Origin of the sequence: Pseudomonas sp. R11F, assembly GCF_050312575.1 — a bacterium.
Classification (GTDB): Bacteria; Pseudomonadota; Gammaproteobacteria; order Pseudomonadales; family Pseudomonadaceae; genus Aquipseudomonas; species Aquipseudomonas palleroniana.
The window spans coordinates 14299-27592 of sequence record NZ_JBNPJU010000061.1; the positions used below are offsets into that span (position 1 = coordinate 14299).

Below are 13294 nucleotides of genomic sequence, written 5' to 3' on the forward strand. Positions count from 1 at the left end.
CCCCTCCCACAATTTTGATGGGTGAGCACACTCACTGTGGGAGGGGGCTTGCCCCCGATAGGGCCATCAGCCACACCGCAACCCCCAGTTTAATTGCCTCACCCCAAGCCACCCGGTAAAGTGCGGCTCCCCCCGCAATGCCCGAGGCAGCCCCTATGACCCAGACCTTTGAAATTGCCGTGATCGGCGCCACCGGCATCGTCGGTGAAGCCTTGGTGCAGATTCTCGAGGAGCTGGATTTTCCGGTAGGCACCTTGTATCTGCTGGCGGGCAGCAACTCCGCCGGCGCATCGGTACCGTTTCGCGGCAAGAACGTGCGGGTCAGGGAGGTCGATGAGTTCGATTTCAACAAGGCGCAGCTGGCGTTCTTTGCGGCCGGCCCGGCAGTCACCCTGAGTTTCGCTCCGCGCGCCACGGCGGCAGGCTGCGCGGTGATCGACCTGTCCGGGGCCTTGCCGGCCGATCAGGCGCCTCAAGTCGTGCCGCAAGCGAATGCGCATGTCCTGGAGGGTTTGAAAAAGCCCTTCCAGCTCGGCAGCCCGAGCCCGTCGGCGACGAACCTGGCGGTAGTGCTCGCACCGTTGCGCGACGTGCTGGACATTCAGCGCGTCAGCGTTACCGCCAGCCTGGCCGTATCTGCCCTGGGCCGCGAGGCCGTCAGCGAGCTGGCCCGGCAGACCGCCGAGCTGCTGAATGTGCGTCCGCTGGAGCCGCAGTTTTTTGATCGACAAATGGCCTTCAACCTGTTGGCGCAAGTCGGCACCCCGGATACCCAAGGTCATACCGCTCTGGAGAAACGCCTCGTACACGAGCTGCGAGCGGTACTGGAAACCCCTTTGCTGAAGATTTCCGCAACCTGCGTTCAAGCCCCGGTGTTTTTTGGCGATAGCCTGACTGTGTCGTTGCAGCTGGGCGCACCGGTCGACCTGGCCGTCGTCAATCGTGTACTGGACGCAGCGTCTGGAATCGAGCTGGTGGAGGAGGGTGACTACCCGACGGCGGTAGGCGATGCCGTCGGCCAGGATGTGGTGTACGTAGGACGGGTTCGCGCAGGCGTGGACGACCCTGCGGAACTAAATCTGTGGCTGACGTCAGATAACGTACGCAAGGGCTCGGCCCTCAACGCCGTAGAACTGGCGCAGTTGTTGATAAAACGCCTTGTGTAAAAGATACTTGGCGGCAATTTGTAGATTGATTCTAACTAAGCGCTATGCTTGGCCCGAAGCGCAATAGAAGTGCGTCGGTGACCTATCGGCTCGCCATGCCTTATGGCAGCGGTTACCAACCTTCTCGCAGGCCGGGGAGTGTTCAAAACAAAGGATGAGGCTATGGTTCAAGTTCGCAAACTGGTGTTAGCAATAGCGGCCGCCTCGGCGCTGTCCTCCGGTATGGCGCAGGCGCTGCAGCTTGGGGAGATGACCCTCAAGTCGAAGTTGAACCAGCCGTTGTCGGTGGAAATCGAATTGCTCGATGTCGGTGGCCTCACAGCTTCCGAGATCACGCCGAGCCTGGCATCGTCCCAGGCGTTTGTGGATGCCGGCGTGGATCGCCAGGCGTTTCTCGACGACCTGACGTTCACCCCGGTGGTCAACCCTAGCGGTCGCAGTGTCGTGCGTGTCACGTCCAGCAAGCCGCTGCCGGACTCCTACATCCGTTTCCTGTTGCAGGTGCAATGGCCTAACGGCCGCTTGATGCGTGATTACAGTGTGCTGCTCGACCCGGCCAAGTTTGATCAGCCGGCGCCTGTCGCCAGTGCACCCGCCCCGCGCTTGAGCGCACCGGCAGGCGCTGCGCCCGCTGCCAGCAAGCCCGCCCAGTACACGACCACGTCCCGCGACACTTTGTGGGAAATTGCCGAGAAGAGCCGCAATGGCGCGTCGGTCCAGCAAACGATGCTGGCGATCCAGGCGCTCAACCCCGATGCTTTTATCGATGGCAATATCAACCGCCTGAAAACCGGCCAGGTCCTGCGCTTGCCCGATCGCGTGCAAGCGACCAGCCTGCCGCAACCCAAAGCCATCGCAGAAGTGCGTGCGCAAAACGCGGCGTGGCGGGAGGGGCGTCGTACCGCGAGCCGTCAAGCCACCGGCAAGCCCCAGCTGGACGCCACCAAGCGCACCCAGGCGGGCAACGCGCCATCGAGCACCACAGGCAAGGACAACTTGAGCCTGGTCTCGGCCGAGTCCGCGAAAAAAGGTGCCAAGGGTAAAGCGGGTGACAATCGCGGCCTGAGCGACAAGCTGGCGATGACCCAGGAAGAACTGGATACCACCCGCCGTGACAACGCCGAGCTGAAAAGCCGTGCGGCGGACCTGCAAAGCCAGTTGGACAAGCTGCAAAAGCTGATTCAACTGAAAAATGATCAATTGGCGCGTTTGCAGGCTGAAAAGGCTGACCCGGCCGCGCCTGCGCCGGCGGTAATGCCGGCGCAGTTGCCCGGCGAGCCCGCCGCTGCTCCGGCGCAGCCTGTGGCGCCCGTGGCCACCGTGACCCCGGCGCCTGAAGCGGCCAAGCCTGAAGCCAGCAAGCCTGGCGCGGCCCCCGCCAGCGCCGATGGACCGTTCAACGAACTGCTGACCAACCCGATTGTGCTTGGCGTAATAGGGGGGGCGGCGGGTTTGCTGGTGTTGCTGCTCCTGCTGCTGTGGGCACGTCATCGCAATGCCCGGCGCGAAGAAGAAAAGCACCTGCGCATGGCGCGGGCCTTGGCGGAAGAGCCGGTGTTCGCCTCGAATATCGACCAAGACCTGCCGCCTGACAGCTTTGAAGGTCTGGAAGTACCACCGCCGAGCGTCAAGCTGGCTCCAGCTCCAGCTCCAGCTCCAGCTCCAGCCCCAGCCCACGTGGTTGAGCCCGTTGTCGCGCCGACGGTGGCGTCCGTGCTGGCCCCGCTGGCCGTGGCCCCGGAAAACTCCAGCGATGCGTTGGCCCAGGCCCAATCCCATATCGATCGCGGCCATCTGAACCAGGCCGCCGACATACTGGAGCAGGCGATCAAGCATGAGCCCAAGCGCAGCGATCTGCGTTTGAAACTGATGGAAGTCTACGGCCTGCAGGGTGACAAGGACGGTTTCGTCACCCAAGAGCGTCAACTGGTGGCCAATGGTCAAAACCACGCCCAGGTCGAGCAGCTCAAGAGCCGCTTCCCGGCCATGGCCGTGCTGGCGGCGGGCGTCAGTGCTGCCGTCGCGGCGGCGGCCCTGGATGCCCAGTACGTCAAGGATCTGCTGGAAGACAAGCCAACCCCAGCTCCCGAGCCAGAGCCGTTCGACACGGATTTTGACTTGAGCCTGGACGACCTGGAAGCGGCATCGCCGGCCGAGGTCAAGGCTGATCAACAGACGTTCGAGGCGCTGCTGCAACAGCAGACTGAAGCCAAGAGCAATGCAGACGATCTGTCGGACTTCGACCTGGATCTGCAGCTTGATCCGCCAGCCTCGCAGGCCGATGAAGATTTCCTTTCCGGCCTTGAAGACTCCATGAAGGGCGTGCCGGCGGTCGAGCCTCCGACCCTCACGGCCGGCGCATTGGACGATTTCGAGCTGCCGGAAGACTTCGACCTGTCCCTGGAGAATGAACCTGCTGGCGCTGCGGCGACCAAGCCCGATGCTTTTGCAACTGAGCTGGGCGACGTCAACGCCGAGCTTGATCGACTGTCCCAGACCCTGGAGCACCCGCCGATCGAGCCTTCCTTCACGGAGCAGGATGCGGCTTTGGGCAGTGATGAGCCTGAGTATGACTTCCTCTCCGGCACCAACGAGGTCGCGACCAAGCTGGACTTGGCCCAGGCATATATCGACATGGGCGATGCGGACGGCGCACGGGACATTCTGTCCGAAGTGCTGACCGAAGGTGATGAAGCCCAACGAGGTGAAGCCAAGGAAATGCTCGGGCGACTGGCCTGATCCGATCGCTGGCTTTTGCGGCAGAAGGCACTCGTTCCTTGATCGCAAAAAAAGCGCCTGGCGCGGGCCTGCTTCCTTATAATGGCGGCCTTTGCGCAACTCATCGGGCTCTCAGTTCTTGGCAAATATAGATAACGCGGCCGCCGAAATGGCGGCCGCAGGCTTTCATCGAATCGCCCTGGGCGTGGAATACAAAGGTTCGCGTTATCGCGGCTGGCAGCGCCAGGCCTCCGGTGTGCTGACCGTGCAGGAAACCTTGGAAAACGCTTTGTCGAAGGTTGCCGACTCGCCGGTGTCGCTGATGTGCGCCGGGCGTACCGACGCCGGTGTACACGCTTGCGGCCAGGTGGTGCACTTCGACACCCAGGCCGAGCGCTCGATGAAGGCGTGGGTAATGGGCGCCAATATCAATTTGCCCCATGACATCAGTGTCAGTTGGGCCAAGGTCATGCCTGCGCACTTCCATGCGCGCTTCAAGGCCATCGCTCGGCGCTACCGTTATGTGATCTACAACGATCAGATCCGCCCGGCGCACCTCAACGAAGAAATTACCTGGAACCATCGCCCGCTCGATACCGAGCGTATGGCCGAGGCCGCGCAACATCTGGTCGGCGTGCATGATTTCAGCGCTTTCCGGGCGGGGCAGTGCCAGGCCAAGTCGCCGATCAAGGAAGTCCATCACCTGCGGGTGACGCGGCACGGCAAGATGATCGTGCTGGATATCCGTGCCGGCGCCTTTCTGCACCATATGGTGCGCAACATTGCCGGCGTGCTGATGACCATTGGTGCCGGTGAGCGCCCGGTGGAGTGGGCCAAGGAAGTGCTGGACAGTCGTATTCGTCGCACCGGAGGGGTAACCGCGCATCCGTTCGGCCTGTACCTGGTGGGGGTCGAGTACCGTGACGAATTCGAACTGCCGGAGCGTTTCATCGGGCCGCACTTCCTCACAGGCTTCAGCGAACTTGGCGGCTGACGCCCGGAAAAGCTTTTGTTAACATCCGGGACTTTCTCGGTCCAACCCTGAGGTTTCCACGACATGTCAGCCGTTCGCAGCAAGATTTGCGGGATTACCCGCATAGAAGACGCGCTGGCGGCAGTCGAGGCGGGGGCCGATGCCATCGGTTTTGTGTTTTACGCCAAGAGCCCGAGGGCAGTGAATGTACTGCAGGCGCGGGCGATCATCGCTGCGCTGCCGCCATTTGTGACCACGGTGGGGTTGTTCGTCAACGCCAGCCGTTGCGAACTCAACGAGACCCTGGATGCCGTGCCGCTGGACATGCTGCAGTTTCACGGTGACGAAAGCCCGGACGAATGCGAGAGCTACCAGCGCCCTTATATCAAGGCGCTGCGCGTCAAGGCCGGGGATGACATCGCAGCTGCGTGTGCCGCCTATATCGGCGCGCGCGGGATTCTCCTGGACACCTATGTTGAAGGCGTGCCCGGCGGGACCGGTGAAGCATTCGACTGGTCGCTGATTCCTGAAGGGCTGAGCAAGCCGATTATCCTGGCCGGAGGGCTCAATCCCGCGAATGTCGGGGCGGCAATCGAGCAGGTTCGGCCCTATGCCGTGGATGTCAGTGGCGGCGTGGAGCAGGGCAAGGGCATCAAGGATCACAGCAAGATTCGCGCATTCATGCAGGCTGTGCGCAACAGCAGTGGCGGGATGTGACGGCTGGCAGTCTGCCGCCGTCCATAACTACCACTGTGTAAAACAGCCCGGCGCCGCCTGTGGGTGGCCCGGAAATGAAGTGGCAACCCTGCACTGGCAGGTTGTCTGGAAGGCTGAGGATACAGGCCGGAAATGGCAGGTCGAACGTCTGACCCCGTCCAGTCTGTGTCATCGCCACATATGAATTTAGCTCAAGGGCATACGCGGGGCTGTGTTCAAGCCACCGGTACTGGAGAAAGAAAGCATGAGCAACTGGTTAGTAGACAAACTGATCCCTTCGATCATGCGTTCCGAGGTGAAGAAAAGCTCGGTTCCTGAAGGTCTGTGGCACAAATGCCCGTCCTGCGACGCGGTGTTGTACCGTCCCGAGCTGGAAAAGACCCTGGACGTTTGCCCCAAGTGCAACCACCACATGCGTATTGGCGCTCGCGCCCGCATCGATATCTTCCTGGACACCGATGGTCGTGCCGAGCTGGGTGCAGACCTGGAGCCGGTTGACCGTCTCAAGTTCCGCGACGGCAAGAAGTACAAGGACCGCCTGACCGCTGCGCAGAAGCAGACCGGTGAGAAAGACGCATTGGTTTCCGTCAGCGGTAAGCTGCTGGGCATGCCGGTGGTCGTTTCGGCCTTCGAATTCTCCTTCATGGGCGGCTCCATGGGCGCCATCGTTGGCGAGCGCTTCGTTCGTGCCGCCAACTATGCCCTGGAAAATCGCTGCCCGATGATCTGCTTCGCCGCCTCGGGTGGTGCGCGTATGCAGGAAGCCCTGATTTCCCTGATGCAAATGGCCAAGACCTCGGCGGTGCTGGCGCGTCTGCGTGAAGAAGGTCTCCCGTTCATCTCCGTGCTGACCGACCCGGTCTACGGCGGTGTATCCGCCAGCCTGGCAATGCTGGGTGACGTGATCGTCGCAGAACCCAAGGCCCTGATCGGGTTTGCCGGCCCGCGCGTTATCGAGCAGACCGTGCGCGAAAAACTGCCGGAAGGCTTCCAGCGCAGTGAGTTCCTGCTTGAGCACGGTGCGATCGACCTGATCATCCCGCGCGGTGAACTGCGTCCACGCCTGGGCAACCTGCTGGCACAAATGATGGGCCTGCCGACGCCAGTGTACGTTGCGCCTAAAGTCGAACCTGTCGTGGTTCCGCCGGTACCGGCAAACCTATGACCCAGCGTACCCTGGGCGAATGGCTCGCCTACCTTGAGCAGTTGCATCCGTCCGCCATCGACATGGGCCTGGAGCGCTCGCAACAGGTAGCGGGCCGCCTGGGGTTGGGCCGGCCGGCACCGCGTGTCATCACGGTGACCGGCACCAACGGCAAAGGCTCTACCTGTGCCTTTGTCGCGGCGTTGCTGCAAGCTCAAGGGCTGAAGGTCGGCGTGTACAGTTCGCCACACTTGCTGCGTTACAACGAGCGGGTGCAGATCGAGGGTGTCGAAGCCACTGACGAGCAGCTCTGCGAAGCGTTCGCTGCGCTGGATGCGGGGCGTGGCGAGATTTCCCTGACGTATTTCGAGATGGGCACCCTGGCCGCGCTCTGGCTGTTCGAGCGTGCGCAGTTGGATGTGGTGGTCCTCGAGGTTGGCCTGGGTGGGCGTCTGGACACGGTCAACGTGGTGGATGCCGACCTGGCGCTGGTGACCAGCATTGGCGTGGATCACGCCGATTACCTGGGTAACACCCGCGAGTCCGTGGCCTTTGAGAAGGCCGGGATCTTCCGCCAGGGCAAACCTGCCCTGTGCGGTGACCTGGACCCACCGCATACCTTGCTGGACAAGGTGCGTGAGCTGGATTGTCCGTTTTTCCTGCGTGGCCGTGAATTCAATCTCGAAGTAGGTGCTGAGCATTGGCAGTGGCGCGGGCGTGATGCGCGGGGTCAAGCCGTCGAGCTGCGCGACCTGCCGCTGCTGAACTTGCCGATGGAAAACGCAGCCCTCGCGCTGCAGGCCTATCTCTTGCTGGATCTGCCCTGGGATGCCCGGCAGATCGCCGAGACCTTGCAGGCGACCCGTGTGGTCGGGCGTCTGGATCGTCGTGCGTTCGACTGGGAGGGTAAGCGCCTTAACCTGCTGCTGGATGTGGGGCATAACCCGCATGCGGCGCAATACCTGGCGCAGCGTCTGTCGCGTGATGTGCCTGCCGGTCGTCGCCTGGCGGTGTTCGGCCTGTTGGCCGACAAGGATCTGGACGGTGTGGTTGCGCCTTTGTTGGACAGCGTCCAGGCTTGGGCGGTAGCGCCGCTGGATACCCCGCGCAGCCGTCCGGCCAACGAATTGGCGGTCGCGTTGCAGAACCTTGGCGCGCCAGTGGCGTCGTATGCAAGCGTCACTGCCGCGCTCGAAGCGCAATGTGCGGTGGCTACGGCCGAGGATGAGATTCTGTTGTTCGGATCATTTTATTGTGTTGCCGAGGCGCTCGAGTGGTTGTCCCGGCGCTCCACGGAGGAAGCTGCACATGGCATTACTGGATAGCGCATACAAGCAGCGAATGGTTGGAGCCCTGGTGCTGGTGGCGTTGGCGGTGATTTTCCTGCCGATGCTGTTTTCCCGTCAGGATGAAGAGCGCCAGGTGGTTGTCGAGGCGCCTGCTGCGCCGCAGGCGCCGGTGATGCCGCAGGTTCAGGTCGAACCGGTGGTGGTGCCGGAGCCGCAGGCGTTGCCTGAAGAAGAGCCCGTGCCGAGCGACGCTGAGGTGGCGGCGCAGCAGGCACCGACACAGCAGGCACCGACCATGCCGGTACAGCCAAGCGTGCCCGTGGCCAAGCCGGCACCGGCTCCAGCAGCGCCCGTGGTGGCAGCCAAGCCTGCCGCGCCTGCGCCGGCACCCAAGCCGGTTGTGCCGCAGCCTGCCGCACCCGGCAAACCGGATGTGGGCCAGAGCCGTATCGATCCGAATGGCTTGCCGGTCAGTTGGTCGATTCAAGTGGCCAGCCTGGGCAATCGTGAAGGCGCCGACGCCTTGCAGAAGAAGCTGCGCAGCCAGGGCTATAACGCCTATATCCGTAGCGCCGACGGCAAGAATCGCGTGTTTATCGGCCCGCTGATCGAGCGCGCCGAGGCTGATCGCCTGCGCGACTTGCTGGACCGCCAGCAGAACCTCAAGGGGTTCGTCACCCGTTTCCAGCCTGAGCGCGGCTGATTACGGCTGGAAATGCAGTCAAGTGTGGGAGGGGGCTTGTTCCCGATAGTGGTGTGTCAGTTCAGATTTTTTGACTGACCCAGCGCCATCGCGAGCAAGCCCCCTCCCACAGTGCTTTTGGGGTGGGGTTGAAATGCGGCCTTTGCATCACCAACTATTGTTTGCAAAGCACGCGCAATCACCGCTTACCGATAGCCCGACGCTCTGCTAAAATGCGCCGCCTTATCCGTATGTAGGCTGCACTGTGGCATTTACCTGGGTTGATTGGGCGATCGTTGCAATCGTCGCCATCTCCGCTTTGATCAGTCTGAGCCGCGGCTTCGTAAAAGAAGCATTGTCGTTGCTGACCTGGATCATCGCAGGAGTCGTAGCCTGGATGTTCGGCGGTTCATTGTCGGTCTACCTGGCCGGATACATCGAGACACCTTCGGCTCGCGTCATCGCGGGCTGCGCCATCATGTTCATCGCCACGCTGCTGGTGGGAGCAATGGTCAATTATCTTATTGGCGAGTTGATACGTGTCACCGGCCTCTCCGGGACCGATCGATTTCTCGGCATGGCCTTCGGTGCCGCGCGTGGCGCGTTGCTGGTGGTCGTGGCGGTCGGGCTGTTGAGCCTGGGGCCGGTACAGCAGGATTCGTGGTGGCAGGAGTCGGTACTCGTGCCAAAATTTCTATTGGTTGCAGATTGGTCCAAGAACCTCATATTGGGGTGGAGCAGTCAGTGGCTGGCCAGCGGAATCAGCGTACCCGCTGATCTTCCGTTCAAGGAGCACCTCTTACCGGCCAAAACGCCTCAGTAAGTTGTGTTCAGTCAAGATTCATTAAGTAGGGGTTGCGTCGCATGTGTGGCATCGTCGGTATCGTCGGTAAGTCGAACGTCAATCAGGCGCTGTATGACGCGCTAACCGTCCTCCAGCACCGCGGCCAGGACGCTGCCGGTATTGTGACCAGCCATGACGGCCGGTTATTCCTGCGCAAGGACAATGGCCTGGTGCGTGACGTGTTTCACCAGCGTCACATGCAGCGCCTCGTTGGGCACATGGGCATTGGCCATGTGCGTTACCCGACGGCCGGTAGCTCGACTTCGGCCGAAGCTCAACCGTTCTACGTCAACTCGCCATACGGCATTACGCTGGCGCACAACGGTAACCTGACCAACGTCGAGCAACTGGCCAAGGAGATCTACGAATCTGACCTGCGCCACGTCAACACCAGCTCTGACTCGGAAGTGTTGCTCAACGTGTTCGCCCACGAGCTGGCCCAGCGCGGCAAGCTGCAGCCGACCGAAGAAGACGTGTTCGCCGCCGTCACCGACGTGCACAACCGTTGTGTCGGTGGTTATGCGGTCGTGGCCATGGTCACCGGTTATGGCATCGTCGGTTTCCGCGACCCCCATGGTATCCGTCCGATCGTATTCGGCCAGCGTCATACCGACGAAGGCGTCGAGTACATGATCGCTTCCGAAAGCGTGTCTCTGGACGTGCTGGGCTTCACCCTGATCCGCGACCTGGCACCGGGCGAAGCGGTGTACATCACCGAAGATGGCAAGCTGCACACCCGCCAGTGCGCGGTTGCCCCGAAACTCACCCCGTGCATCTTCGAGCACGTCTACCTGGCGCGCCCGGATTCGATCATCGATGGCGTTTCGGTTTACAAGGCACGCCTGCGCATGGGCGAGAAGCTGGCCGAGAAGATCCTGCGCGAGCGTCCTGAGCACGACATCGACGTGGTCATCCCGATTCCCGATACCAGCCGTACCGCTGCGCTGGAGTTGGCCAACCACCTGGGCGTCAAGTTCCGCGAAGGCTTTGTGAAGAACCGCTACATCGGCCGTACCTTCATCATGCCGGGGCAGGCGGCGCGCAAGAAGTCGGTGCGTCAGAAGCTCAACGCCATCGAGCTGGAGTTCCGCGGCAAGAACGTCATGCTGGTGGATGACTCCATCGTGCGTGGCACCACCTGCAAGCAGATCATCCAGATGGCCCGCGAAGCCGGTGCGAAGAACGTGTACTTCTGTTCCGCTGCGCCAGCCGTGCGTTACCCGAACGTGTACGGTATCGACATGCCGAGCGCTCACGAGTTGATCGCCCATAACCGCACCACCCAGGATGTGGCTGACCTGATCGGCGCCGACTGGCTGATCTACCAGGACCTGCCGGACCTGATCGAAGCGGTTGGCGGTGGCAAGATCAAGATCGAGCAGTTCGACTGTGCCGTGTTCGACGGCAAGTACGTGACCGGTGATGTCGACGAGGCTTACCTGAACAAGATCGAGCAGGCGCGTAACGACTCCTCGAAGATCAAGACCCAGGCGGTCAGTGCGATCATCGATCTGTACAACAACTGAGTAGACACCGGCCCTGAGGGGCCGGTTTTGTATCTTAAATAAAGCATTGAGTAAGGAGTCGCAGCATGAGTCAGGAATGGGATGCCGGTCGGTTGGACAGCGACCTCGATGGCGTAGCTTTCGATACCCTGGCTGTGCGCGCCGGTCAGCACCGCACCCCGGAAGGTGAGCACGGTGACCCGATGTTCTTTACCTCCAGCTACGTATTCCGCACGGCTGCCGACGCGGCTGCGCGTTTTGCCGGTGAAGTGCCGGGCAATGTGTATTCGCGTTATACCAACCCGACCGTCCGTGCGTTCGAAGAGCGTATCGCGGCGCTGGAAGGTGCCGAGCAGGCGGTGGCCACGGCAACTGGCATGGCCGCCATCCTGGCGGTGGTGATGAGCCTGTGCAGTGCCGGCGACCACGTGCTGGTATCACGCAGTGTGTTTGGTTCGACCATCAGCCTGTTCGAAAAGTACTTCAAGCGCTTCGGTATCGAAGTGGACTACGTGCCTCTGGCGGACCTGTCCGGTTGGGATGCGGCGATCAAACCCGATACCAAGCTGCTGTTCGTCGAGTCGCCATCCAACCCGCTGGCCGAGTTGGTGGACATTGCCGCGCTGTCCGAGGTGGCGCATGCAAAGGGCGCGATGCTGGTAGTCGACAACTGCTTCTGTACCCCGGCGTTGCAGCAGCCGTTGAAACTGGGCGCGGACATCGTCGTACATTCGGCCACCAAGTTTATCGATGGCCAAGGCCGTTGCATGGGTGGCGTAGTAGCGGGGCGCAGTGAGCAGATGAAAGAAGTGGTGGGCTTCTTGCGCACCGCTGGCCCGACCCTGAGTCCTTTCAACGCCTGGATCTTCCTCAAGGGCCTGGAAACCCTCAACCTGCGCATGAAGGCCCATTGTGCCAACGCCCAGGCCCTGGCCGAGTGGCTGGAGCAGCAGGCAGGGATCGAGAAGGTGCATTACGCCGGCCTCAAGAGCCACCCGCAGCACGAGTTGGCCCAGCGCCAGCAGCGTGGTTTCGGCGCCGTGGTGAGTTTCGAAGTGAAGGGCGGCAAAGAGGGCGCCTGGCGCTTTATCGATGCCACGCGCCTGATCTCCATCACTGCGAACCTGGGTGACAGCAAAACGACTATCACTCATCCGAGCACCACCTCCCACGGCCGCCTGGCGCCGCAGGAACGTGAAGCGGCGGGCATCCGTGACAGCCTGATTCGCATCGCGGTGGGCCTGGAAGACGTGGCAGACCTGCAGGCGGACCTGGCTCGCGGGCTGGCAGCCTTGTGATCGAGTGGTCCATGGAAGCCGCGGTCGCCAGTAATGGGCGTGTCGCGCTGGTCACCGGCGCGGCGCGGGGGATCGGCCTCGGGATCGCCGCCTGGCTGATCAGCGAGGGCTGGCAGGTGGTCTTGACCGATCTGGACCGCGAGCGTGGGTCCAAGGTGTCCAAGGTGCTGGGCGAAAATGCCTGGTTTATCAGCATGGACGTGGCTGACGAGAAACAGGTCGCCCAGGGTGTCGCCGAGGTCTTGGGGCAGTTTGGTCGCCTGGACGCGTTGGTGTGCAATGCGGCGGTCGCCGACCCGCGCAATAACACGCTGGAAAGCCTGGATCTGGCGTATTGGAATCGTGTGCTGGCGGTAAACCTCAGTGGGCCGATGTTGTTGGCCAAGCATTGCGCGCCGTACCTGCGTGCCCATGGTGGCGCCATCGTCAACCTGGCATCGACCCGGGCGCGTCAATCCGAACCGGACACCGAGGCCTATGCGGCGAGCAAGGGTGGCCTGCTGGCGCTGACTCACGCTTTGGCGATGAGCCTGGGGCCGGAAGTGCGAGTCAATGCCGTCAGCCCAGGCTGGATCGATGCGCGTGATCCTGCCGCACGGCGTGCCGAGCCCCTGACCGATGCCGACCATGCTCAACATCCGGCGGGCCGGGTCGGTACGGTGGAGGATGTGGCAGCGATGGTCGCGTGGTTGCTGTCGCGCCAGGCGGGGTTCGTTACCGGGCAGGAGTTTGTGGTGGATGGCGGTATGAGCAAGAAGATGATTTATAGCGAGTAGGGTAGGTGGCCGGCTTGAAGTAATTTTGTCTTTTTCAGAAAAACTTCAAGCAGGCTATTGACTTAGGTCCGTTACCTGCGTAAATTTCGCGGCCTCAACGAAGCAAAGGGTGATTAGCTCAGCTGGGAGAGCATCTGCCTTACAAGCAGAGGGTCGGCGGTTCGATCCCGTCATCACCCACC

At 61.9% G+C, this 13294-nt stretch carries 11 protein-coding genes and 1 tRNA gene; all 12 read left to right on the forward strand.

From position 1 onward, the window contains the following. Window positions 1-155: 155 nt before the first annotated feature. The 12 genes from ACQRBV_RS17175 (at window position 156) to ACQRBV_RS17230 (ending at window position 13292) form a co-directional block, all read left to right on the forward strand. Window positions 156-1166, forward strand: coding sequence for an aspartate-semialdehyde dehydrogenase (locus ACQRBV_RS17175; protein WP_161549927.1), 1011 nt, complete (start codon window positions 156-158; stop codon window positions 1164-1166). A gap of 162 nt (window positions 1167-1328) precedes the next feature. After that, complete coding sequence (locus tag ACQRBV_RS17180; RefSeq protein ID WP_411984993.1) at window positions 1329-3905, forward strand: FimV/HubP family polar landmark protein; 2577 nt, start codon at window positions 1329-1331, stop codon at window positions 3903-3905. A 148-nt stretch (window positions 3906-4053) separates the two neighbouring features. Beyond that, window positions 4054-4878, forward strand: coding sequence for a tRNA pseudouridine(38-40) synthase TruA (truA, locus tag ACQRBV_RS17185; protein WP_060755784.1), 825 nt, complete (start codon window positions 4054-4056; stop codon window positions 4876-4878). A gap of 63 nt (window positions 4879-4941) precedes the next feature. Beyond that, the gene (locus ACQRBV_RS17190) at window positions 4942-5574 is read left to right on the forward strand and encodes a phosphoribosylanthranilate isomerase (protein ID WP_411984994.1); all 633 of its coding nucleotides are present in this window, start codon (window positions 4942-4944) and stop codon (window positions 5572-5574) included. Window positions 5575-5818: 244 nt separating this feature from the next. Beyond that, the gene (gene accD / locus ACQRBV_RS17195) at window positions 5819-6739 is read left to right on the forward strand and encodes an acetyl-CoA carboxylase, carboxyltransferase subunit beta (RefSeq protein ID WP_060755782.1); all 921 of its coding nucleotides are present in this window, start codon (window positions 5819-5821) and stop codon (window positions 6737-6739) included. Beyond that, window positions 6736-8043: a bifunctional tetrahydrofolate synthase/dihydrofolate synthase gene (folC, locus tag ACQRBV_RS17200; RefSeq protein ID WP_411984995.1), complete on the forward strand. Its 1308-nt coding sequence runs from the start codon at window positions 6736-6738 to the stop codon at window positions 8041-8043. Before accD ends, folC begins: the two co-directional genes overlap by 4 nt. After that, window positions 8027-8710 (forward strand): SPOR domain-containing protein, encoded by a 684-nt coding sequence (locus tag ACQRBV_RS17205; RefSeq protein ID WP_104994322.1) that lies wholly within the window; start codon window positions 8027-8029, stop codon window positions 8708-8710. Before folC ends, ACQRBV_RS17205 begins: the two co-directional genes overlap by 17 nt. Before the next feature lie 244 nt (window positions 8711-8954). After that, window positions 8955-9512, forward strand: a complete 558-nt coding sequence (locus tag ACQRBV_RS17210; protein WP_060755779.1) for a CvpA family protein — start codon at window positions 8955-8957, stop codon at window positions 9510-9512. Window positions 9513-9553: 41 nt separating this feature from the next. Continuing rightward, window positions 9554-11059: an amidophosphoribosyltransferase gene (gene purF / locus ACQRBV_RS17215; RefSeq protein WP_017737850.1), complete on the forward strand. Its 1506-nt coding sequence runs from the start codon at window positions 9554-9556 to the stop codon at window positions 11057-11059. 65 nt (window positions 11060-11124) lie between these two features. Continuing rightward, window positions 11125-12336 (forward strand): O-succinylhomoserine sulfhydrylase, encoded by a 1212-nt coding sequence (locus ACQRBV_RS17220; protein WP_411984996.1) that lies wholly within the window; start codon window positions 11125-11127, stop codon window positions 12334-12336. A gap of 11 nt (window positions 12337-12347) precedes the next feature. Further along, a complete protein-coding gene (locus ACQRBV_RS17225; protein WP_244699774.1) occupies window positions 12348-13112 on the forward strand; it encodes an SDR family oxidoreductase in 765 nt (254 codons plus the stop codon). 107 nt (window positions 13113-13219) lie between these two features. Next, a tRNA-Val gene (locus tag ACQRBV_RS17230) sits at window positions 13220-13292 on the forward strand. The last annotated feature ends 2 nt before the right edge of the window (window positions 13293-13294 follow it).